General features: G+C 33.7%; 29 protein-coding genes. 24 read left to right on the top strand and 5 right to left on the bottom strand.

The window, feature by feature from the left end:
• Nucleotides 1-431: 431 nt before the first annotated feature.
• From ACXACN_RS02930 to ACXACN_RS02945, 4 genes are all read left to right on the top strand, one after another.
• Nucleotides 432-701 (top strand): hypothetical protein, encoded by a 270-nt coding sequence (locus tag ACXACN_RS02930; RefSeq protein ID WP_474962190.1) that lies wholly within the window; start codon nucleotides 432-434, stop codon nucleotides 699-701.
• A gap of 308 nt (nucleotides 702-1,009) precedes the next feature.
• Nucleotides 1,010-1,435 (top strand): GNAT family N-acetyltransferase, encoded by a 426-nt coding sequence (locus tag ACXACN_RS02935; protein ID WP_474962191.1) that lies wholly within the window; start codon nucleotides 1,010-1,012, stop codon nucleotides 1,433-1,435.
• 1,382 nt (nucleotides 1,436-2,817) lie between these two features.
• Complete coding sequence (locus tag ACXACN_RS02940) at nucleotides 2,818-3,291, top strand: hypothetical protein (RefSeq protein ID WP_474962192.1); 474 nt, start codon at nucleotides 2,818-2,820, stop codon at nucleotides 3,289-3,291.
• A gap of 202 nt (nucleotides 3,292-3,493) precedes the next feature.
• Nucleotides 3,494-3,730 carry a class I SAM-dependent methyltransferase gene (locus tag ACXACN_RS02945; protein ID WP_474962194.1) on the top strand — a complete coding sequence of 79 codons (237 nt, stop codon included), beginning with the start codon at nucleotides 3,494-3,496 and terminating at the stop codon, nucleotides 3,728-3,730.
• Nucleotides 3,731-3,871: 141 nt separating this feature from the next.
• Here the strand turns inward: ACXACN_RS02945 and ACXACN_RS02950 are convergent, their stop codons facing one another.
• From ACXACN_RS02950 to ACXACN_RS02965, 4 genes are all read right to left on the bottom strand, one after another.
• Nucleotides 3,872-4,069 carry a cold-shock protein gene (locus ACXACN_RS02950; RefSeq protein WP_035543224.1) on the bottom strand — a complete coding sequence of 66 codons (198 nt, stop codon included), beginning with the start codon at nucleotides 4,067-4,069 and terminating at the stop codon, nucleotides 3,872-3,874.
• Between the two features lie 826 nt (nucleotides 4,070-4,895).
• On the bottom strand, nucleotides 4,896-5,123 hold the full coding sequence (locus tag ACXACN_RS02955) for a hypothetical protein (RefSeq protein WP_474962195.1): 228 nt from the start codon (nucleotides 5,121-5,123) through the stop codon (nucleotides 4,896-4,898).
• Nucleotides 5,124-5,509: 386 nt separating this feature from the next.
• Nucleotides 5,510-5,911: an FAD-dependent oxidoreductase gene (locus ACXACN_RS02960; protein ID WP_474966782.1), complete on the bottom strand. Its 402-nt coding sequence runs from the start codon at nucleotides 5,909-5,911 to the stop codon at nucleotides 5,510-5,512.
• A gap of 330 nt (nucleotides 5,912-6,241) precedes the next feature.
• Nucleotides 6,242-6,397: a hypothetical protein gene (locus ACXACN_RS02965; protein ID WP_474962197.1), complete on the bottom strand. Its 156-nt coding sequence runs from the start codon at nucleotides 6,395-6,397 to the stop codon at nucleotides 6,242-6,244.
• Nucleotides 6,398-6,733: 336 nt separating this feature from the next.
• Here ACXACN_RS02965 and ACXACN_RS02970 point away from each other — a divergent pair, with 336 nt between their 5' ends.
• The 8 genes from ACXACN_RS02970 (at nucleotide 6,734) to ACXACN_RS03005 (ending at nucleotide 11,560) form a co-directional block, all read left to right on the top strand.
• Nucleotides 6,734-6,892 (top strand): hypothetical protein, encoded by a 159-nt coding sequence (locus tag ACXACN_RS02970; RefSeq protein WP_157130870.1) that lies wholly within the window; start codon nucleotides 6,734-6,736, stop codon nucleotides 6,890-6,892.
• 380 nt (nucleotides 6,893-7,272) lie between these two features.
• A complete protein-coding gene (locus ACXACN_RS02975) occupies nucleotides 7,273-7,761 on the top strand; it encodes a hypothetical protein (protein WP_474962199.1) in 489 nt (162 codons plus the stop codon).
• Between the two features lie 384 nt (nucleotides 7,762-8,145).
• Nucleotides 8,146-8,361, top strand: coding sequence for a helix-turn-helix transcriptional regulator (locus ACXACN_RS02980; protein WP_474962200.1), 216 nt, complete (start codon nucleotides 8,146-8,148; stop codon nucleotides 8,359-8,361).
• 1 nt (nucleotide 8,362) lies between these two features.
• Nucleotides 8,363-8,650 carry a hypothetical protein gene (locus tag ACXACN_RS02985; RefSeq protein WP_474962201.1) on the top strand — a complete coding sequence of 96 codons (288 nt, stop codon included), beginning with the start codon at nucleotides 8,363-8,365 and terminating at the stop codon, nucleotides 8,648-8,650.
• A gap of 265 nt (nucleotides 8,651-8,915) precedes the next feature.
• Nucleotides 8,916-9,140: a hypothetical protein gene (locus ACXACN_RS02990; RefSeq protein ID WP_474962202.1), complete on the top strand. Its 225-nt coding sequence runs from the start codon at nucleotides 8,916-8,918 to the stop codon at nucleotides 9,138-9,140.
• A gap of 1,036 nt (nucleotides 9,141-10,176) precedes the next feature.
• On the top strand, nucleotides 10,177-10,437 hold the full coding sequence (locus ACXACN_RS02995; RefSeq protein WP_474962204.1) for a hypothetical protein: 261 nt from the start codon (nucleotides 10,177-10,179) through the stop codon (nucleotides 10,435-10,437).
• A gap of 80 nt (nucleotides 10,438-10,517) precedes the next feature.
• Complete coding sequence (locus ACXACN_RS03000; protein ID WP_474962206.1) at nucleotides 10,518-10,679, top strand: hypothetical protein; 162 nt, start codon at nucleotides 10,518-10,520, stop codon at nucleotides 10,677-10,679.
• A 473-nt stretch (nucleotides 10,680-11,152) separates the two neighbouring features.
• Nucleotides 11,153-11,560, top strand: coding sequence for a hypothetical protein (locus ACXACN_RS03005; protein ID WP_474962208.1), 408 nt, complete (start codon nucleotides 11,153-11,155; stop codon nucleotides 11,558-11,560).
• Nucleotides 11,561-11,969: 409 nt separating this feature from the next.
• Here the strand turns inward: ACXACN_RS03005 and ACXACN_RS03010 are convergent, their stop codons facing one another.
• Entirely contained in the window at nucleotides 11,970-12,425 is a 456-nt protein-coding gene (locus ACXACN_RS03010; protein WP_474962209.1) for a hypothetical protein, read from the bottom strand.
• Between the two features lie 345 nt (nucleotides 12,426-12,770).
• Here ACXACN_RS03010 and ACXACN_RS03015 point away from each other — a divergent pair, with 345 nt between their 5' ends.
• From ACXACN_RS03015 to ACXACN_RS03070, 12 genes are all read left to right on the top strand, one after another.
• Nucleotides 12,771-13,784 (top strand): C45 family autoproteolytic acyltransferase/hydolase, encoded by a 1,014-nt coding sequence (locus tag ACXACN_RS03015; RefSeq protein ID WP_474962210.1) that lies wholly within the window; start codon nucleotides 12,771-12,773, stop codon nucleotides 13,782-13,784.
• A 354-nt stretch (nucleotides 13,785-14,138) separates the two neighbouring features.
• Nucleotides 14,139-14,561 carry a hypothetical protein gene (locus ACXACN_RS03020; RefSeq protein ID WP_474962212.1) on the top strand — a complete coding sequence of 141 codons (423 nt, stop codon included), beginning with the start codon at nucleotides 14,139-14,141 and terminating at the stop codon, nucleotides 14,559-14,561.
• A gap of 282 nt (nucleotides 14,562-14,843) precedes the next feature.
• On the top strand, nucleotides 14,844-15,359 hold the full coding sequence (locus ACXACN_RS03025; protein WP_474962214.1) for a hypothetical protein: 516 nt from the start codon (nucleotides 14,844-14,846) through the stop codon (nucleotides 15,357-15,359).
• 275 nt (nucleotides 15,360-15,634) lie between these two features.
• Entirely contained in the window at nucleotides 15,635-16,087 is a 453-nt protein-coding gene (locus ACXACN_RS03030; RefSeq protein ID WP_474962215.1) for a YoqH family protein, read from the top strand.
• A 221-nt stretch (nucleotides 16,088-16,308) separates the two neighbouring features.
• Nucleotides 16,309-16,914, top strand: a complete 606-nt coding sequence (locus ACXACN_RS03035) for a hypothetical protein (protein WP_474962217.1) — start codon at nucleotides 16,309-16,311, stop codon at nucleotides 16,912-16,914.
• 219 nt (nucleotides 16,915-17,133) lie between these two features.
• A complete protein-coding gene (locus tag ACXACN_RS03040; protein WP_474966783.1) occupies nucleotides 17,134-18,135 on the top strand; it encodes a serine hydrolase domain-containing protein in 1,002 nt (333 codons plus the stop codon).
• Nucleotides 18,136-18,159: 24 nt separating this feature from the next.
• Entirely contained in the window at nucleotides 18,160-18,567 is a 408-nt protein-coding gene (locus tag ACXACN_RS03045; RefSeq protein WP_474962219.1) for an NUDIX hydrolase, read from the top strand.
• 165 nt (nucleotides 18,568-18,732) lie between these two features.
• Nucleotides 18,733-19,182: an NUDIX domain-containing protein gene (locus tag ACXACN_RS03050; protein ID WP_474962220.1), complete on the top strand. Its 450-nt coding sequence runs from the start codon at nucleotides 18,733-18,735 to the stop codon at nucleotides 19,180-19,182.
• A gap of 155 nt (nucleotides 19,183-19,337) precedes the next feature.
• Entirely contained in the window at nucleotides 19,338-19,832 is a 495-nt protein-coding gene (locus tag ACXACN_RS03055) for a GNAT family N-acetyltransferase (RefSeq protein WP_474962222.1), read from the top strand.
• 188 nt (nucleotides 19,833-20,020) lie between these two features.
• Nucleotides 20,021-20,422: a hypothetical protein gene (locus tag ACXACN_RS03060; protein WP_474962224.1), complete on the top strand. Its 402-nt coding sequence runs from the start codon at nucleotides 20,021-20,023 to the stop codon at nucleotides 20,420-20,422.
• A 312-nt stretch (nucleotides 20,423-20,734) separates the two neighbouring features.
• Nucleotides 20,735-21,010, top strand: coding sequence for a hypothetical protein (locus ACXACN_RS03065; RefSeq protein ID WP_474962226.1), 276 nt, complete (start codon nucleotides 20,735-20,737; stop codon nucleotides 21,008-21,010).
• Between the two features lie 156 nt (nucleotides 21,011-21,166).
• Nucleotides 21,167-21,577: a GNAT family N-acetyltransferase gene (locus ACXACN_RS03070; RefSeq protein WP_474962228.1), complete on the top strand. Its 411-nt coding sequence runs from the start codon at nucleotides 21,167-21,169 to the stop codon at nucleotides 21,575-21,577.
• The last annotated feature ends 271 nt before the right edge of the window (nucleotides 21,578-21,848 follow it).

Raw genomic sequence — 21,848 nt, forward strand, 5'->3', positions numbered from 1 at the left:
CAAATTCGAGTCTTCAACTATTGGGGGCTTATCCTTAGGATGGATAAGCTTCTTTTTGTGGAAAAAGGATTGAGTTCTGGAAGGTAGTTTGAAATAATTGGTATTTGTAATGGTCCATATTATTGAATAAGTATAGGAGGGAGATTCTTGTGAATTCTTTAATGTTTGGATCTCAAATAAGTTTAGTTTTCTTTATTTTACTTTTCCTTTTTGTTATTGGAGGAGTTTCATACATAGCTTTTCGAATGAAAAAATTAAATTTCTCTTGATATCTAGATTTAAAGAAACTGGGGCTTTACTGTAATACCCAAAAAAGGGTGAAAAATGATATCACATTAGAAGGTCAACACTGTTCATTTTAAACACCTGAATGAAAAGTTAGAATTGGTAGCAACATTAAATTGTTAAATTTGGAAGTTAGGAGGTCAATAATGGCCAATAAATACATACATACGATAAATATAATTATAGGCGTATTGGTTGTAGGTTTTAGTGTTTTCTTAGCTTGGGCTATAGCAGCATTTGCTCCTGAAGAAAATGCTACAGTAATTTTTATTCCGATACTTGTAACGGCAGTTTGGGGTATAGGTTATATGATACAGATCAAATATAATACATTAAAGAATGTTTTAATTATGGTCCCTGTTGAAGCAATCATATTTTACCTAATAATTACACAAACATCATCAGTTATTAATTAAGTCCTCATCAATCAATTTACGGTTGGATACAGGTATTACTTTAAAGAGGATAGAAAGATATGGGGTACTATTTTTATTGTAACGATTGCGGTCGCATTTATTTTCATAGCAATCTTTCTTAAAGCCTTGGTCCATCATTGTCGGACTGACTGCAAATAATTTATGGGGGAACAATTGAAAAATGGCTTGATTTCGAGTCTTCCAGTAATGGGGGCAATTGTTCAATAGAGCATTGCCCCTTTCTTACATAAACTCAGGCAATATCGTTGTGCTAAAATATTTATTCAAGAACTTATATGGAGGAAATTATGAAAATAACTCAACAATGGAATCAAGAAGACAGTAATTATATTCGTAAAAAGGTAATTGAACATAATCTTTCTAAATTACCAGATGAAGTAAAACACCCGGTCAAGAACATTAGCTTTATGCTTCGAAATGAAGAGGGGAAAATTTTAGGTGGCATTACTGGAAGGATTTTTTGGTATAACTTACATATTGAATTCTTATGGGTTGATGAATCTCTTAGAGGAAAAGGCTACGGAAAACAGTTATTAGATAATATAGAGGAAGTAGCAAGAGAGAACAGCTGCAACCTCATTCAACTAGATACATTTAGCTTCCAAGCCCCAAATTTCTATCAAAAATATGGTTATGAAATAGTAGGTGTAATAGAAGAACATCCTAATAATAATAATCAACAGTATTACCTTTCGAAGAAACTGGCTTATTGAGATATGTTGTTTAACTAAGGGGAAAGTTAAAGACTACCCACTATATATCTCGAAATTGAGTCTTACAGTAACGGGGGCTTTTCTTAATTAAGCAACTTTCCAAGAACATTCTTCTGCAAGTGGACATGAAGAAAGACGTCTCCAGTAGGGGGAAACGTCTGCAAGATAATTATTGAAATTTAGCAAAAGTGCTTTTTCTTGTGTAGGGGATAAATATGGTGAGACATAAAATGATAGTGATCAAACCAGCAAAAGGAATGAATGCTGTCCATATAGGCTGCTGTGTAATGCTGAATGGAAAAACACTATAGATCGGTGAGAAAACTTCTAGTGATAAGTTCCCTGTAATGATGTGTGCTCCCCAATAAACAATAGCTGGTATAGTTAAAGCCAACACTTTATGAACTTGCATTGATAATAAAATTAACGACAGAGAAGCATATACCACTGCATTAATGGCTATCCAACTAGAATATACGGTTCCGTAAGTCAAAGTTCCATAATTCATTAACTGACTAAATGTGTGTGTATGAGAGTTATCGTAGCTATTCATGGCAGTATAATCTATAAAACCTAAGAGTGGGTCAATGTAAAACGCAATAAGAAATGGGACGAAGATGAAGGAAAAAGAAATGAAAAAGAAGAAATAAGAGTTTAATATTAGTCGTTTTGACAAAGACAGGCTATTACTAAAAATTCGTTCCCTCACAGATGGAATAAGGTACACACTACAAATAATTAACGGAAATAATGCTGGCAAAAGACCTTCTAAGTGGAGAGTAAATAGGTCAACCGGTTTAAATAATGTAAAATTGGTCGCTCTAAAGAATGTGACACTTAAGTAAAGTAGGATAAAGGCTGCTAATGTGAAGAGAATTCTGCGATTCACTAATAATTTCAACTCTCTGATCAAGGTGATTACCCCTTCCAATTGGAGATTCTAAGTTGTCCCATAATGTTATGTGAACAAATTGAAAGGTATGCAATAGTTTATGAAAGGCCACTCACTTTGTAAGTAAAGATTAATGAAAGTAAACTTTATTAACTCGTTTAAAGAGTGAGCGTATTTTAGTAAGATTATCTTGATTTCGAGTCTTACATAAACGGGGGCTATTCTATAAGAGAGAATCGCATCCTTATATCGTTTTGGGTAGGATACTTGAGGATTCAGATTCGCGATAATAACTTTTGAAACCTCAATAAATCTGAATCGTATGTGAAATAGAGGCCTTTTGATTGTATATAGTAGGTAACTTGCTTTTTCTAGGGAATCCTCTAATTTTAGGCATATATATGCTGTAGACTACACTTTTAACGTATAGAAATCGTTTTATTTTTCTATTTTATGCAATCAACAACATGTTCATAGAAGGGAAGATAGTATGAAAAAATTATTACTAATAATAACTTTAGCATTGATTTTAGGGGGGTGTAGTTCGACAAGTGGATTACACAAATTCAGTAATGATGAGCTGAGCAAAAAAACGGAAGATTTGGCATTTAAGCCTCAACTTCCGACAGAACTTCCATTTGAAGTAGAACAAGCTGAATTTAGTCATCCTCCTAAAGTGCAGCAGCCATATAAAACTTTAACATTTGATATCTATGGAGAAAGTAAGGAGCACCTTAGTTTAATAACTATAAACGGAGGTGAAGTTTCTTCTACTTCTCAAGAAAAATATCAAGATGTACAAGTAGGTGATAAATCTGGCAAATATTTTATCGATAGTTCAGGAAATAAGACTTTGAGATGGGCAGAAGGGAAGATTCATTATGTTTTAAAATATTTTGCTGAACAGTCAGAAACTAAAGTTGAAAAAAATGATTTAATTAAGGCAGCGGAGTCTTTTCAATAATATCAAGTAGGAAATTATTTCACCTTGCCTTACAAAATATATCTTGAAATTAATTCTTGAAGAATTGGGGGCAAATCCTGAGTAAGGGATTTGCCCTCTATCTATGCTTAAAACACCTATGGTATTGAAATAATACAGAGCTTTTTCCTACGGTTATATAGAAGTGAATACATGCGCAGAATTCTAAAAGGAGATATATTTAATGAATAATGGAGATCCCATTAAATTTGTAATTGGGTCTGATGAGAACTCAAATAATCCTAGTTGGATTGAAACTCAAGAATCAGAACTAGAGCTATTATGGGGAGAGGATTGGGAAAGCAAGTTTAAAGTGAATTCCTTAGATGCAATATTAGCTGAATATGTATGGGAGCACCTAACATACGAAGAAGGAAAAGAAGCTGCTTTAAATTGTATCCAGTATGAAGTTGTTCGTTAAAATTTTCGGTGGGATTATAAGTTTTTACTAAAAGAAATAACCTTTGCTGTTCGGATTGAAAACTATATTTCACATAACCTAAGCTCATTTATACAAAAAAGAGACTTCCGAATTCGGAAGTCTCTTTTTACCTAGTAACGATTATTTTTGAACGTTAGCAGCTTGTGGTCCACGGTTACCTTCTACGATTTCAAAGGAAACTGTCTCATTTTCTTCTAATGTTTTAAAACCTTCGCCTTGAATAGCAGAGAAATGAACGAATACATCGTCTTGCCCTTCTACTTCAATAAAACCAAAACCTTTACTTTCATTAAACCATTTAACATTACCTTGTAACATAACTTGTTACCTCCTGCGTGGAACGGATCCACATTGTATTACTATTATTGCTCTGCATATTCATTCCAGACGAAAGTTACTTACTAGTTACTTAGGCTTTCATTCGTAAACACGAACAAGAATAATTAATTTTAATTGTACCAACAAAGTCTATTTTCGTCAACCGGGGAGGGCGGGGGCGTGGATTTTTTCTTATGTTCCTTATAGTAGATAATGTCTCTTCCACTTTGATGTTGCAGCTCCTGGTCCAAGACTATGGGACGTAGCTTGTACCCTTTATATAATTGTTCCCATAAGTATACTTTATCAGAGCAGAGCAGGTGAGGTTGAATATTATAATGCTTCACATGATGCAGAACGGATACAAGCAAGACTTAAATTGTTTTTTGATTCTTACGGTATTGAAGGTGTACATAAAGGTTATTTAGAGAAGGTATTGTTGCCATTAGAGGGGTTATATATACATGAAGAGAAAGACCGATGAAGAAGACATGGCATTTCAAAGAATGATAAACGAAGGACATCAGACCATTATGAAAAAAAGAGAGTGGGTTTAATCGGAATTACTAATGTAATTATTGGGGTATAAGATCATCTAATATCTTGAGTTCAGGTCTTACAAAAACGGAGGCTTTACTGCAAGTAAAACCATATGTGCGAAATGGTGAACCATTAAGAGCTCGGTGTATTCGATGGAATGATTGTAAACATCATATATCTTTAATCTAACTTTCTACTTTGATCTCTAAATAAACAAAATTCACTTTCGAAGAAGGAACATAATTAACTGTCTTTCAGTAGAGAAAAAAGAGAAGTGTCATCATTTTTAATCGATTTGTCGAATAACAATTAAAACTTGAAAAGGATTTTTGGGATGGACAACCTTCTTGAAATAAGTTAGATAAATACCGCGTCTTTTCGCAGTTACTTCTAATAGTGAAGTTTCGTTTAACATGGCTTTAGATAAATTCCCCAAATATATATTAGTCAGTAAAAAATGATAAAAACTTATTAACATTTCGTTATTAAGTTGCTCATGGGAAGAATCATTCACATTTAGCCTCCTGGACAAAGGGGACCACGTTAAAATACTTTCCAGATGACACTCAACTAAGTCCTCGACACTAACTAACCATAACACTGGATGCACTTTATTGATAGAAGAAAAGAAAATTATTAATTTGACGGATACGGATTTTTCTTCTAAATGATTAATAGAGGATTCAGCCATTTCTATTATTGACCTCATAAGTAGTTCGAATTGCTTATTGAATCACGTATTCTACCCACCCTTGAAAAGGTTATGTGTGTTCCCCAGCAAAATGTATTCTACCTTTAGGTGAATAAAGAGCATTTGAAAAGTCAGATGCTTGGTTTGGTGCGAACAGAGTAAAACACTCCGCAGAGAACTGGTTTTGACTCCAACTATAAGACGTATCTTTAGAAAATACTCATAGACCTGATTACCGTAAATTCTAAAAAGACCCTGTAAAGCCTCTCGAATTCGTTCATCATTAGGAAAACTATTTCAAAAGTTGGCGTTTTGTGCCCAACTATAACTTCCAAGCATGATCCCTGGACCTGCCTCTCCAATGTTGTGATTAGGACTATACGTATATCGGAGTAGTTGATCAGTAATGATATTTCCAATGTTACCAGCTTCCGAAACTTCAATTTTAACTCTAATCCAACTTTTACCGATGAAGCATAATTAAGTTCTCTAATGGCTTTCCATTTATAGAAAGAATGGTAGATTACAATAAATTGAAATACGTTATAAGGGACGGTGACTATCGTATAATCCCCCTTTACCCTATGATATTCGTTATTAGTCTCGATCAGTTACTGTAATTTCACCATCATCTTCAATGATTTGATGTACTTTTGGTGAAATGAGATTTTTTGTTGAAGCTCATGTAATAACGCTAAGGGTAGCTGGTCGTTTCCACTTGTAATTCCATAAAATTTCAGGTCCTTATTGAAAACTGTACGTACAATATCTAACAACATGTTTACAAATGATAATTCAGGAAATCCCTCAATTGGGTCATTACAAAGTTAAAATGGTAGATCCTTCGTTGTGGTTTAAGAATAGATTAGTGGGGGAGTTTATTCAACGATTTGTAAAACAAAAAAAGTGAGGTTAACCTCACTTTAAAACAGTTCTGTCTATCAATTTGTTTTACTAACCTCTTTTAATGCTCTTTTATATAACTCAATTTGGTTATTTACCATTGTTTTTTGACATTCAGAAATAGGTGAATCGCTGTATAATCTCTCAAGTATGGCTATTTCTCTTTGAAAAAGTAGCTTTTCGTCATATGACATCTTTTGCTCTCCTAAAATTAGGACATAGGAGGCGCATTCCCTTAGTGAGAACATAATAAACCGAGTTTTAATTATAAGAGAACTGTCTAAAATGACATTCAAAAAAGAATTCACCAAGTCTTAGATGAATCTACCGAATTACCTGAAGGTTGGCTATTCCTTTGAAATGCTTGAAGTTGCCACATTCGGACACTCTTTTCCAACATTCCATCCTTACTGCTCTAAGTTTGACTCGATTTAGGGGGATCCATATATGATAATTTACCCTTGCGTATTTTATTATGAAGGGAATATGTGCTTTCTGTCGAATTAGTTCGATAGGAGGGAGGTGATGGAATGCAGCACCCATCATCAAAGCTTGATTATCTTATTGTTTACTTGGAAACCCTTTCAAAAATTAAGAGCGGGGATGAAGAAACGTATCCTGCGTGGGTCAATGAAAAGATGCAACAAACATGTGAGCAGATTGAAGCCTTAAGCAAACAACTTTACTAAAATTATGGCATCCCATAACGGGGTGCTTTTTCATGCTAACAAAACTATTGAATAAATGGGTACAAGGGTAAGGTGTTATGAACTATTGACCTAATGACGTTAAAAGGGAAGTAAAAGATAAGATAGAAAATCAAGATTAACCAACTTGGAAAATGTACCGCTCAATTCTTTATTGCAAATTCCGTGATAGGGAATTAATAAGAATTCTTCCCATTTGGTTTATCTCGAAATCAAGTCTTATAGAAACGGGGGCGATAGCTGCACATTGGCTATCACTATTGTTCTAATGGTGCAGTTATGTTGAGAAAGTTCTAATTTCCCAAATATGGTAATAGATTTACTAGAAGATACAATTTGCTGAATAACGGAGGAGTGTTTTTATGAAAAGGAAATCAGGTTTGGTTCTTGGTTTTGTAGGAGTTTTTGCCCTAACAATTGGTTCTACAGATGTATTAGCAAAAGGACACACTGACGTTAGTGATGGAGATAAGTATAAAGTTGTAACCGTAGAGGAACAAGAAGTGCGTGAAAATAAAGGTATTGAAGGTAGAGATCTTACAACAGTTATTACAGTAGAAGAACAAAATATGGTAGAGGACTCATTAGACTTAGAAGGGTTTGTTCCGCAAGAAGATGGGACAGGTTTTTGGTATAAAAAAGAGAATTCAGTTTTAAAGAAAAGACCGTATGAACAGAAGATCATTATTATGGAATCTATTGATGACCCATTACCACCAGAGGCTAAGAATGTTCAATCAATGCTTGATAAAAGTGAACCCCAACAATTTCCAAATGCTGATTTGAGTAAACCGATCGTAATTACTAAAATGCCAGTGATTGATAGTAAAACTTCGGATGTGAACGAGTAAGTAATTTTAGCAAACTTAGGTTACTATCAAAGAAGCTATATCTATATCTCGATTTCAAGTCTTCCAGAAAAGGGGGCATTAGTTGAATAAGCTAATACAAAAAGAACTTCCATTTTAATGGGGGTTCTTTTTTTGCAAGTAGTATAAAAAGGAATTTTCTTAGAAACAAAAATTGATTTGGCTTCTTTTATAAGGGGATTTTCAAGAGCTACTACCTTGAATTTTCATAATGCCTAATAATGGTGAAAGCTATTATAGAAGTTCTCCTCTAAGTATTAAGATTAAACAGTCAAACCATCGCTCTGTAAAATATTCTTGTCAATATGTTAAAAATTATATTCAATTTGACAAAAATATGTTACATTAAATTTGAGGAGGAAAAAAATGAAAAAAACGGGTAATTTATCAAATTCTGTTTATTTATTGCGAGCAGAAAGGAGGTTGTCGCAAAGTGAATTAGCTAAATTAATTGGTGTAAGCCGTCAGACAATAGCATCTTTAGAATCAAATAAGTATAATCCCTCTTTGGTTCTTGCGTTTAAAATTGCACGTATTTTTGATAAGAACGTCGAAGATATATTTACATATGAGGAGGAATAACATGTTAACCATTATTACTTACATCCTGTTTATCCCACTAATTTTAAGTTTTTTGCATTGGGCTACTTTCATGAATACTGAAGGGAAAGATGAAAGAGGTCAAATTATATTGGGAAGAGTTAGTCAAATTACATGGGGGCTAATTATTTTCGGAGGTGCTATTCTTCTTATAATTGACGTTTTGATCAATCTTTCTAAAACATCATTTCAACAAGGATTACTTATTCTCCTTTCCATTGTTATGATAGTAAACTCTACCTTCATATTTAGAATTAAAAAGACAATGTAAGGGATATGATGTTCACCAATGATGGAGTGAAATCTGTTAATTATCTTGAATTCGAGTCTTACGCTATAGGGGGCAATTCTGAAACAGAAGAATTGCCTCCTTCTTAATGATTTGGGCATATTAGTTGAAGATTCGAAATCAATATAAATACATATAATGAGTATCTCACTTCTTCCCTGGTATTATTTGGATTAATGATGATATAGTTAAAATACTTACAGAATTCTCAAAGCGTGACGTTGAATAAGGTTAGGAGGAGCAAAGTGTGCCTTCCATAATTTCTGGGATTATTTTTGTTGCTGGATTACTGTCTTATTATTGGTTTTTATTTGTGGATTACGGAGAAATAGTCACTGTGATTATTACTTTTCTTTGTGGTTTGTTTGGAGGAGCGATTGCATTAGGTACTGAAAATCGAAAATTAATTACTATGCATGTACTTCTAATTCTTAGCCCACATCTCCTGTTGTTAGCTATCAATATATTTTAAAAGTTACTTGTCAAAACTGCTACAATTTAATTTTATCTAAGTACTGGATAATTACCTTAAGAAGTCGGACTCTTAGTTGGAACTTATAATGCTGTCATTACGTAGAGGTAGGAAGAGGGGGTGTTTCTATTTATGGTGTTACATATTTTTACGCTTTAGCAGCGATTGGGTTGCTATTTTTCATTCCATATTTGATCCTAAGAGACCTTAAGATGGGCAGGGAAATTTCTTCGATCCTCACATCTAATATAATGCTTGTAATTTTGCTATTTGTGGCCTTAGGTGAAGTATTAAAAACAGTTCTGTCGGAAGCATACATGATGTATTACAATCAGGTTTTCTTTCTTGTGATAATTGTATTTATTGTTGTGCCACTTGTATTGTTCTTATTACTCACTGTGAAAAAAGAGCATCAAAAATTGGAGGATCCGCAGGAATACAAATACGAATGGCTATATAAAGTTAGATACCTTTTGCTAGGGTGCGTGGGGGTACTTTCGTCGGTGCTTTGTACCGTTTCTATCAAGTATATGTCTTTCTCTTTTAATCTTTAGTCAATTATCGCATAGAAGGTATTTGTTCTTTTTATAATACATAGATGAGTTCTGCTAAGTTGTAAGATTTTTGTTTTGGAATATTGAGGAGGAAGAGAGATTAAAGTAGTTGAAGTGTTATTACTTATAATTGCAATGGCTTCAGTTTGTACATACTTGTTTTATGAGGCCGACTATTTAATTTATTTAGCTTTAGCTGGAGGGATTGGTTACTCAGTATTACATTTAATAAGAACATATGATAAAAGAAAAGGAGAAGTATTAGGCAACCCTGACGCTAAGTACTATAATACGTTTGATACTTATCATGACAATTTTTCTAATGGCGATAGTTTCACTGAGGATAGTGATAATTAATAAACATCTCGATATCGAGTCTTAAAGAAACGGGGGCTATCTTTAATAGTTGGATTTGTAATAGCACGTTTTAGTTTCGGGAGGAGACTTATATTAATATTGGGACCGAAGGAGGTGGGGGCTTTATGAATAAGGAAAAACTTTTTAGAACTCTGGCTATATCAACTGTGGTAGTATGTATATCTGTTTGGATCCCTAATTTAGTATTTCAAATCTCTAGTCCTTTATGGATGCTAACTTTTATTATAGCTCCAGTTGGCATTGTGTTTGCGAGCTTGATTAAAAATGCTTGGCTCATAGTATCTAATGTTGCTATGCTTTTTAGTTTTTTCATCTTAATGTTTGCTGGGTATTTTATTAATTACATAACTGGTGGAACACCATAAAGTCTGATAGGTGTTAAATTACCATAAAACGTGGCGTATTTCTTTAGAATATAATCTTGAAATAAGAAAGGAAGATTTTGTTGGAAAAGATTATTGAGCAAAATAAAGACGAAATAATGATGAAGTATATTGTTGTTAGTGTTTTCTCATTGCTGACTTTAAGGAAGTTCAAGAAAGTAGAGAAACTAAGAAAAGATTTAAAAGAACAGCAAGGACTAGAAGATGACACTAACAGAATATAAGAAATAACATAATTGTACTAAAGGGGGCAATTCTAAAATAATGGAATTGCCCCCTTATGAATGTTTAGTTAGGGTTGTTGAAGACTAAGCTTCGATATTGCAGCCAATTTTGAAACTAAAATCTTTTTGTCTCGTACATAAGTTATATCGGTTTAACTATATTTAAAAGGCGCTCCACTTTGAGAGATGTAATGGATTATAGAAAAAGAGACGAAGTATTTCATTTATTTGATAACGTCTATAGCCTTGATTTCTTGGATGTCATATTTTTTATTTTATTCTCATCTGTACACTATTCAAGAAATTATATCTGGAATAACTTTTATTTATTTGGCTGCCCCTTTAATGCACTATCTGTGTTCTTTTATTATAAAATCTTCAGAGAAAATTAACGACAGAGGGGTCTATAGTTACTTGAGTCTATTATTGAAATAATACTTGATATATTTAAAAGGTAAAGGAGAGCGTGACACATGATGGATCGAAGGAAAGCTTATAATTATGAAACTGAAGAAGTGAATAGGCTATTAAAAGAAACCTCACTAAAATACACTGAGATTCAAAGACTTACTGGCTGTCCATATTCCACAATCATTTATAAAGCTAGGAAGATGAAAAGCAAAACGAAAAGCAAAACGAAAAGTGAAGATACTACGTTGAAACAACTACCAAAACAAACTCATAATAAAGCTAAAGTAAACCCTGAGCAATCGGATAATTGGAAGAATATTTTATGTTTTCAAAAAAACAATGTAGATTTAGAAGAAGCTACTAAGGTAATCCGCGATATGATTAGTTCAGCGAGAATTCTTGGTGAGAATAAGGTTGATATTTCAATCACTTCAGTTGATGAAGTACACCAACAGAATACTGTTATCTGAACAAATAAAACCACATATCTAAGAATAGTAGATAAATGATTTATATTTTTCACTTAACTTTCCCTACCAACCGCTAACTGATGAAGCTATATTGTTCCTCGAACGAAGAAGAATAACAAGGCCTCCAAAGCCGGTTGGTGAATTATCCACTTGTATTAAAGAGGGTTGCATGCAGTTTAGTGGAACGTTTTTTTTAAAGAATAGCAAAAGCGATTTACCTTGGTAGTAGCGTTTGTTGAAAATATACTTCAATTACCTCGAAGTTAAGTCTTATAGAATCAGGGGCATTAGTATTTTTCTATATAGCTTTCTAGAAAGTATAAGCAAAGCTAATCATTTCCTAACCTTATGCAGATGTTGACTGCTTGATTAGTTTTTCTCAACTTCTTGTTGGAGCCATTAAAAAATGTTAGCAAGCCGCTTTGTTCATAATTTTATTGACTTCTTTAGCAGATAAGCTGCAAGTGTTTCGCAACACAATAAATATCCGATCAGTAAGTGGCAGTGATAATAAAGTGTTGCGTAACGTTTCTTCATTTTTTGACAGCTTTTCGTTTGATAAGGTGGTATTATTACGTTCATTAATATCAACAGGATGTTTTTTGCTCATTTTTTCTTGTTCGAAATAATCAAAAACCTGATATATAATCTCATTATGTAGCCAATCTTTTTGAATACTAGGAGATTCTTCATAGCATAGATCAATATAAGCTTGATTAAAAACTGAAATAGAAATTTCTTCAGCAACCAAAGGACACCCTAATATACTAAAACAAATCTGATAGACCATATCTTTATGATATTCAACATAGTTATAGAATGTTTTGTGTCTTCTATTATTCTTCCGTTTATGAATATAAGCCATCATTGTAAATTCCCGCCATTCCATATATCAAGATTATCCAGATCAATCGTTATAGAAATCACCTCCTATATTATGGATTATTTTTCAATATAGGTACAGACCATTCAGAAAAATTATAAAAAAGAGTTACTTCGATTCTAAATCCTAATTCGGGTTATTTTCTAAAACAATCCAAAGTATCTCGGAATCGAGTCTTCACGAAAAGGGGGCGATTGTTTAATACAATGATCACTTCTTGTTAATTAATCACAACTCCAAATTATCTCCGTCAATATTAAGCATAAAATGACAGGATTTTAATGCTAAGAATAATTATTATTGATCTTAATACAGAGGAGGTCTATTATGCCGGATTTTTTTGTGAATGTACTTCAGATTAGAGATAGTTCTTTTGATATTGGTATTAAGACAGGAATGGAAATTAAAAACCAACCAATAATAAAAACTTTAGAAGCGATAACTAAACCTGAGATTGATTATGACAACATGAAGTCCATATACTCTTCATTTGCTCCACATTTACTTGAAGAGTTGGATGGTCTAGCACAAAGTTTGAATCTATCTTCTAACAAAGCTGCAGCTTTGTTTAGTGGTTATGATGTGCCCAAAACAGAAGCTATGGGGTGCTCAGCTCTTCTTACAAAAGATTATTATGTTAGAAATTATGATTTCTCCCCCTCTTTATATGATGGAGTTTTTAGTTTGGTACAACCTAAAAACTCTCTAGCTTCAGCAGGGTATAATCTACAGATTTTAGGAAGGCATGATGGAGTTAACGAAAAAGGCTTGGTAATGGGATTGCACTTTGTAAGTAATGATGGTTACACCAAAGGAATATCCCCATGGGCTGCTATTCGAATGGCGTTAGATATGTGCACCACAGTTGATGAAGCTATATCTATGTTAAAAGAGATTCCTCATTCTGCATGCTATAATTTCTCGTTAGGAGATAGTCGAGGAAATATGGCTGTTGTTGAAGCTAGCCCAGATAAAGTTGTTGTAAGACGTGAGGGTTCTTTAACCTGTGTTAATCATTTTCAAGATGATTATCTAAAAAATAAAAACCGAGATTCAATCGAGGGATCTTTGAAGAGAAATAACTATTTACATAATCTCAAAAGTAATAATCTCACTCAGTTAGAGGCTTTCAATAACTTTAAAAATAAAGAATCCCCATTATTTTTTACTGACTATGACAACCTTTTTGGGACTCTTCACTCATTTTCGTATTCATATAGAAACTCAAAGATTTTAACTACCATAGCACAAAGCAGTCAGAATATAGAGGTGGATTTTAAAGAATGGGTCAATGGCATGGATATAAACATTCAAAGATTAAAGGGTATTATAGAAACATGAGTGATTCTCCCTACCTGTAAATGTAAAAAGGTCATGACACATTGATATATATATAGAAAATGTCTCGATTTCGAGTCTTCCTGAAACGGGGGCGATAATTGAATAACAGCCCCTTTTTAGATCTACTTTATTAAAGATAGCCGGACAAGAAGGATTACATGTAAAGAACGTGGGTGCCTTACAGCTTTATTGGGGATATTCATTGGAGTGAAGGGCCTTAATAAAGAAAGGGGCAAGAAAAAAGTTATTTCGATTTCTACTTCAATCATCAGTATGGTTTATGCTGGTTTTACAGTGTTCTTTTTGTTTGGATGGTCTTTTGGAGGATAAATAGGAGGGGCTAAAATTAAAAAATTGCTTTACTTAATTATTGGATTAGTTTTTTTTTCAGGATGTAATACAAAGCCAGGAATATCTTATAATGAAGTTGGTAAAAAAAACCTTAACAAAGATATTCACCATTTCATCGAAAGTGTTAAAGAAGAAAATGGGGTTCATCTATACATTGATAACCAGAATGCATCTATATTTGTATATTTGAATGAGTCCAATGTTGTTCAAGGTGAAGAAGCTATATACTTTACTGGATTTGATGTTGAAGGAGTTGATGAAACATTAAATTTACTATATAAAAGTGAAAATACATTTGATTCTTCCAATTCATCATTGGAACACGAGCTTTTTTATGAAGTAAATTTAGATACAGATTATGAGACGGTCAAACTTTTTAAAAACGGTAACGAAACACACTTCGGTACAATATCAGGAAATTACTAATTTCAATAATGAAAAGTATCGGTACGACAGTTAGGAATTTCAATAGATATATCTCGAAATCAAGTCTTATAGAAACGGGGGCAATTCTTTAACAGAAGAATTGCCCCCTACTTAATGTTTTGGGCAGGTTATTGGAAGACTCAGTTTCAAGATAACTCCACTGTGCGAGCGTTATTATCTGTACTTTGATAATCCGAAACCTTTTTGTATTATTTTCGTCTCATAATATAAGGGGAACATCATTATTCTCTAGAAGAGGATATAAAAGAGGAGGATATTAATGTGAAAATGAAGGTTGGGGTTCTTTTTCTCTTTTTGTTCGTATTTACCTCGCAGTCAAGTTCTGCTGTTCCAATCGACACTGCCCAATACTTAATAGAATCCGATGAATATGTTGGAGAAAAAGTTTGGATAGAAGAGTTTGATACCGAAATCCGCATAACAACTCAGGGTTCTAAACAGCCGATTAAAGTTACAAATCAAGACAGGGTGTTAGAGATTGTTAAAGGGATAAACTCGTCACAAGATATGGACACTCATCCTAAAAAGCACAACAAAATTGGTACAATGAAGTTCAGAGGATTTAAAAATATTGAAGTTTACTTATCAAGAGATGAAAGAACAGTTTATTTGTTCTTTAACGAAGACATCAAGGTAATGACGCGTGAAAACTTCTCTAAACTATTTAAACAAACTAGAAGTGTGGAACCTATTCCTCCTGGAGTGGAGCCAAAAGAATTTCCGCCTTTACCAAAAGCAGAGGGGCTGGAGTTCGGGGACTTCAAACAACTCTATTAATTACTGAAGCTTCTCATACCTTTGTCAAAACTTCTTTCTTTTATTAATTCGCAATAACAGCGGACGGTTCTCCGTCTGCTCAATGATGCACAAAAGATAGAATCACTTAGACGATATTATCTCAATTGCAAGATTTCAACTAACGGGGGCGATTACTTAATATGAGTGATCGCTCTTTCTTTATTTATGAAATAAACAGTTAAAGTGGGTAAACAAAATAATTAATGACTTTAAAATAGGGGATACTAGCCAAAACAAATTGGTTGAGGTGTTTTATGAAACGATTTATTTTGGTTCCAATGATTATTTTTTTACTTGTTATTTCTCCAAGTCAAGTAAATGCAGTTTCTATGCCCTGCAGTATGGTTTTAGAACCTGTTGATCAAAATTTAATAAATGCAAAGGGAACGGCATTATTATATAAAGTCCAGCTATTCCCGCCAAGTTTTGCTCGCACTAATATCAGCATTCTTGCTGTGTATCTTCCAGAACCCTTAAATTATGGGGATTTTGATAGCTACGAAGGATTTGCCTATATTCCCGACGAAATAAGTTGGAGGTTTAGACTATTTCCCACTCCTGAAGAAATTAGTCCAACATGGGCAGGAAGATTTGATTTAATTACAGCGGATATGAAAAACGTAGAGGTACAAGTGAGACTCTCAAATACCAAAACCAAAAAGTTAGGTCCAGTTGTACTTAAAAGTAATATCGATCAGTGCAAATAGGGTAATTAGAGTTATATAACGTTTCAAGAATATCTTGATATCAAGTCTTACGTTAACGGGGGCAAATCCTGAACCTAATGGTGCACCTTTTATTGAAGGATATTCTTAATTTGTGTCAGCCACTAATACATATTTTATCAATATTAAGAAACTAATACCTTCCTAAATGCGTCTTGATGATAACAAGGCTTTTTATAAGTAACTGGGGAAGGATGGTTTTATTGAAAGAGAACAAAAAGCACATGATTCGGTGGAGAAGCTTTACCATTTTTTCGTGTACTATAGGATTGCTCGTTGGTATATTTTCAGTTATATCAGATAATTTACCATACTTTGGTGAAAAGATAACGATGATTGAATTTGTCGTATCCTATTTAGCAGTCATGATCAATTCTTTGCCAGTGTGGTTTTCACTAGCGATGGTGGCTGGTTTTTTATTTGCAAGGGAATTGAAAGGATCAGTAATTGTAGGAGTAATCTATACGCTAGCAGCTATAACGTTTTACTTTGTAATTAGTAAGTTCTATGGAAGCAACACAGTAACTAGTTCACTTGAAGAAAGAGCACTCATGTATTTGGTGTGGTACATAGTTTCTGCTGTTGGGGGATTGTTAGGTGGAATTGCAGGATTTTTATTGAAAAAGAACCATTATACCATCTTAATTCTAACTATAGGGTTAGTGGTGCAGATAATCATAAATGGGGGAAGTAACTGGAACAACATGGTTGGGATTGCTCAAAATACAACATATTGTCTAATGCTCGTAAGTACAATTATATATTTAATAATTCAAGGGAAGAGACATAGCTTATACATGCAAAGCTAAACGGGCGAAGTCTATATCTTCTCCAACATACCTTGAACTCGAGTCTTCATGTATAGGGTGCTAAAGTAAAAAAACAGTAAGAAATATCTCGAATCTGAGTCTTACATAAACGGGGGCTTATCCAAAATAAGGATCAGTTAACTTTATGCAATAAAAAACAATTCTGGAATGTGTGTGATAATTAGTTGTAAGGAATGATTTAGGGAGTGGCTTAAAATGATTTCAAATTACGATAATATGCTGTCTTGGGTAAAAGACATAAAAGAGAAAAATAAAAGTTCAGCTGCTGCACTAACTGTAATTAAAGACAATGAGATTGTTTTAGAACACTATAGTGGATCTCATTCAAATAAGGAAAGCTCACTACCTGTAAATGATAAATCTAGATTCAATGTAGCTTCTGCAAGAAAGAGTTATTTAGGGTTGTGCATCGCCTTTGCTTTATATGAAGGGAAAATACATAGCCTTGATGATTATGCTAGTGAGTATTTTAAAGACCTAGACCCATACATACTTAGAGACACCACAATTCGCCATTTGGTTACTCATACACATGGTTTGGACGAAAATTCAGAAGGAGAGATAATCAGAGAGTTTAACCCTGGAGAAAAGTGGGCCTACAGAGGAATCAATATCAAACTGATAACTCAACTAATTCATAAAATATACGGTCTATCCTTTCCGGAACTTCTGTATCAAAAAGTGTTCTTGCCAATGGGGATGAGGGAAACATGGTGGGAATCTAAAGACAGTGATGAATTAGTAAAAGTAATAATTGATCCTAATAAGAGTGGAGAAGATACTACAGGATCTACTGAAGATGGAATGGAATCCAACCTGTTTGTTTCTGCTCGTGAATTTGCTCTTTGGGGGAACCTCTTCTTAAATAAAGGGGAGATAAACGGCAAGCAAATTGTCCCTAAGGAGGTAATTGAACTAGCGATTAGCATACATACACCAGATCACCTAGCAAAGGAGTATCCACGCAATGGTATGTTTTGGTTTGTGCAGGACATTCCTAGAGAATCTAGTGAATTAGGTGAGCGAGTACCAAGTGGATCTTTTCAAATCTTAGGAATTACAGGGCCAACTTTGTTAGTCATTCCAAAATACAATGTTGTAGTCGCAAAAATGTACAACAAGAGATACAACTATGGAAATGAGGACTATCTTTACTATCTAAAAGAATTTAGCAACATAGTAGCTGATACTTATAAGTGAAGAAGTTTAACAGGGGGAGCTTTCATGGACAAGTCTTTTTCAAGGACATTAATCAAAGATAGTGATGGAGATTTCTTAGTAGTTCAAGACAGATATAACTTATGGAATCTCCCTGGTGGGAAAAGAGAAGAAGGTGAAACACCTATACAATGTGCCAAAAGGGAAGTTAAAGAAGAGGTAGGCATTCGAGTTAACCAACTTTGTGAAATACACCAAGGAACATACGATTTTTCTGGAATAAAGTGGACCGGCCACTTTTTTATAGCTACTTCTGTAAGTGGAATACCTACCTTGAATGAGATGGGTAAAATTAAAGGTGTTCGATTCGTAAAGGACTATGCTCAAGTTGAATTCCCTGAAGTGCTATTGGAAAGTATCAAATACTTGTTCAAAGATCCAAAAATTAAGCATGAATCTACATATTGGGATTAGAGAAAGAATGGTTCCTTACATAAGTTTATCTAGATTTCGAGTCTTAAAGAAACGGGGCCGATACTTGAACAGTGGTTATTACGAGCTCTAACTTTCTAGAGTGAAAAGTATAACTAACGTTGATTCAAAACAGAATAAGCAAATTCAATTATAGGGGGGATGTAATTGAACGCCTTCAAAAGTAATGGCTTTAAATTTATTGATTTCCTTTTAGTCAACGAAGCTGAAATTCACGATTATCAAAAATTAGCTGGTTCTTATGCAGTGATAAAGTGTAATGAAAGATTCCTTTTATGTTATAACACTTTGAGAAATCAGTGGGAATTGCCAGCTGGTCAGAGGGAAGAGAATGAATCAGCAATGGAATGTGCAATTAGAGAGCTTTATGAAGAAACTGGCCAAACCGTTGCGAAGTTATATTTTAGAGGTTTGTTAAAAGTAATGAATATCACCACTGGAGAAATTAAATATAATCCCATTTATTTTAATACCCTTGAGAAACTACAACCATTTCAGAAAAATAGTGAGTCAGCTGCAATACAGTTGTGGGACTTAGAGAGAGAAATTGGTTACATAGATGAAGTAGATATTAAGGTTTTTAATTATATACGGTAGTAAATGGCTGGAATATCTTGAAATCGAGTCTTAAACTAACGGGGGCGATTATCCAATAAAGGCGATCCCTTTTTCGCTAAGAGAACATCATTATTGAAATACAGGAGTTACCTAAAGTAGTAATTTTGTTTAGAATTTGAAGGCGGTGTGTATTTATGAGTAATAGTCCCATTGTGAAACAGTATTCTAATGAGTATCAAACAGACGTCGTAGATTTAATTCTTTCTATTCAGCAAAAAGAATATAACATACCTATAACTAAGGAAGATCAACCGGACTTGAATACCATAGAAGATTTTTACCAGAAAGGGAAGGGCAACTTTTGGATTGCTGTTTATAACCATAAAGTCGTTGGTACAATCAGTCTTTTAGATATTGGAAATAACCAAGTTGCATTAAGGAAAATGTTTGTAGATCAAGAATTCAGAGGTGCAAAGTTTAAAACGGCAGGTCTTTTATTAGACAATGCAATACACTGGGTTAAAGAAAATTCAATAAAAGCAGTGTATCTCGGAACCACACCGCAATTTGCAGCAGCACATAGATTTTACGAAAAGAATGGTTTTAAAAGTATAGATCTTAAAGAATTACCTGAGAACTTCCCATTATTACAAGTCGATAAAAAGTTCTACCAGTATTCGCCTTCATAGATTGTATAAGGTTTAGTTTTTACTTACAGGAGCTAAATGAGAGTACTCCTCAAGAAATATCTCGAAATCAAGTCTTCAACTAAAGGGGGCAATTCTGAGGTTTGGAACACTCAGGTTTGTTAAATAAATATAATTGTGAAATTTCAGTTGGAGTGGGCATACCTTAGCAACAGAGGGGGGTGTCCATATTGAGAAAAATTTGGATAGGAGTTCTTTTATTTAGTCTCGTAATTTGCGCTTTTTTTGTACATTACACTCTTATCAAAGGTGAGGGTAATCAAGCTCAAAATAATTTTGAAAGTGGTTTCCCTATGAAAAATACAGAAGAAGTGGAGAATATCATTAGCTACATACAGGACGAATTTTCAAATTATGCCCAACTAAAAAATGTATATTTTGATCATGACCAAAAAGCTATTGCCATTAATACCAGCTTTACTAAAGATGATTTACAAGAAGCGTTAGAATTTGATGGAAAAATTGTAAATCAACTTCAAGTCTACAACAAAACAGGTGATCGAATTTCATATATGGTTATCACAAACTATAGTGATGGAACACCATATTCAAGTTCTACTTATAATAATTAATTGTTCGTTTCTATGTATTCTTTGTTCATTATCTTGATTTCAAATCTTCACGTATCGGGGGCAATTCTTTAACAGAAGAATTGCCCCCTTCATGTTGTTTTGGGCAGGTTAGTTGAATACTCAGTTTCGAGATAATACACGTTACTGAAACTATTGCAGTCATTTATCGTATATGTAGTAGAGTTAAACGAAGCGGTGGTAGGTGATAGTGGACATCGTTTCTTGTTCTAACGGAAGAACAGAATAGAACAAGAAAAATAGATTGTTGTTTATTGTACCCTCATAATAAATAATAGCAAGGAGTGGTGTTTGTTGAAAAAAAATTTAGCTCTAGTCTCTTTACTATTAATAGTCGCTTCAATGGTTGTATTTTTGGTTTATGTATGGATATTGAATCTGGTACTTGGACCTTTGTCACTTTTATTATTGGGTTCTCTTTTACTGGGCTCTTTTATTACTGCACTGAAAAGCGAGAAAGGTTTTTTAAAAATAATTGCTTTAATTATCTCTTCTATTGCTATGGTATTTTTTGTGTGCATAGTGATGTATATTGTTTTAATGATTTTTTCAGGTAATTTCGGGACATAAAGCATGTGTTTGATGAACATCTACACTAACGGCTGTTAAAGTAAAAGAAAAGTAAGAGGTATCTCGAAACCGAGTCTTACGATAATGGGGGCGTTTATCCAATACGGCTGATCGTTTCTATATTTAAATCAGTTTATTTCAGTAGGGAGTGTTTTGGTGGAAGAAGTAAAATCAATGGAAATACACCCTGATATATGGAACCTCTTTTCATTTGCCACCTCAGAAAAAAATATTAACCAAGAATATAATTCGTATATGAACTTGCCAACCAGAAAACTTTATAGCTATTACCTTGCAGGTGAGAATGTGGGATGTATCGGAATTGAATTATTTAGGCCAAGGCAATGCGAGATAAAGCATATTGCAGTATCGCCAAAATACAGAAACAATAATGTAGGAACTAAAATGATTAACTTCATTCTAGAAAAATATGCGTTCGAAACGGTTTTGGCTGAAACTGATAGTGATGCTGTGAACTTCTATAGGAATTATGGTTTTGAAATAACAAGTTTAGGAGAAAAGTATCCTGGAGTTGAACGGTTCCGGTGTGTTTTGATCAATGAATAAAAACCTCTTTCTAAAAATATCTTGAAACTGAGTCTTAAACTAACGGGGGCCATAGCTGCACAATGGTTATCGTTTATTGTGCTGGGAGCAGAAGGGTTGAACATAGTACAACTTGGCAAAGGAATTTATTATATTAGGAGGTATTCCATTGAAACAGTTTCTATTAGGAATATTGGCACTTATAATTATCCTTATAGGTATGTATTTCTTGACTGCTGTTGGACCTTAATTGCTGGATTTTCTTATTCAAGTAACGGGGGCAATTGCTCAA

The organism is Halobacillus sp. AWM4_238 (assembly GCF_056158265.1).

Coding starts and splice junctions, on each gene's coding strand:
- ACXACN_RS02980 (WP_474962200.1), top strand. CDS start 8,146: ATGAAAAAAACGGGTAATTTATCAAATTCTGTTTATTTATTGCGAGCA.
- ACXACN_RS02970 (WP_157130870.1), top strand. CDS start 6,734: ATGCAGCACCCATCATCAAAGCTTGATTATCTTATTGTTTACTTGGAA.
- ACXACN_RS02950 (WP_035543224.1), bottom strand. CDS start 4,069: ATGTTACAAGGTAATGTTAAATGGTTTAATGAAAGTAAAGGTTTTGGT.
- ACXACN_RS02965 (WP_474962197.1), bottom strand. CDS start 6,397: ATGTCATATGACGAAAAGCTACTTTTTCAAAGAGAAATAGCCATACTT.
- ACXACN_RS02930 (WP_474962190.1), top strand. CDS start 432: ATGGCCAATAAATACATACATACGATAAATATAATTATAGGCGTATTG.
- ACXACN_RS03045 (WP_474962219.1), top strand. CDS start 18,160: ATGGACAAGTCTTTTTCAAGGACATTAATCAAAGATAGTGATGGAGAT.
- ACXACN_RS02975 (WP_474962199.1), top strand. CDS start 7,273: ATGAAAAGGAAATCAGGTTTGGTTCTTGGTTTTGTAGGAGTTTTTGCC.
- ACXACN_RS03005 (WP_474962208.1), top strand. CDS start 11,153: ATGATGGATCGAAGGAAAGCTTATAATTATGAAACTGAAGAAGTGAAT.
- ACXACN_RS02940 (WP_474962192.1), top strand. CDS start 2,818: ATGAAAAAATTATTACTAATAATAACTTTAGCATTGATTTTAGGGGGG.
- ACXACN_RS03030 (WP_474962215.1), top strand. CDS start 15,635: ATGAAACGATTTATTTTGGTTCCAATGATTATTTTTTTACTTGTTATT.
- ACXACN_RS02945 (WP_474962194.1), top strand. CDS start 3,494: ATGAATAATGGAGATCCCATTAAATTTGTAATTGGGTCTGATGAGAAC.
- ACXACN_RS03010 (WP_474962209.1), bottom strand. CDS start 12,425: ATGGCTTATATTCATAAACGGAAGAATAATAGAAGACACAAAACATTC.
- ACXACN_RS02995 (WP_474962204.1), top strand. CDS start 10,177: ATGAATAAGGAAAAACTTTTTAGAACTCTGGCTATATCAACTGTGGTA.
- ACXACN_RS02985 (WP_474962201.1), top strand. CDS start 8,363: ATGTTAACCATTATTACTTACATCCTGTTTATCCCACTAATTTTAAGT.
- ACXACN_RS02935 (WP_474962191.1), top strand. CDS start 1,010: ATGAAAATAACTCAACAATGGAATCAAGAAGACAGTAATTATATTCGT.
- ACXACN_RS03055 (WP_474962222.1), top strand. CDS start 19,338: ATGAGTAATAGTCCCATTGTGAAACAGTATTCTAATGAGTATCAAACA.
- ACXACN_RS03015 (WP_474962210.1), top strand. CDS start 12,771: ATGCCGGATTTTTTTGTGAATGTACTTCAGATTAGAGATAGTTCTTTT.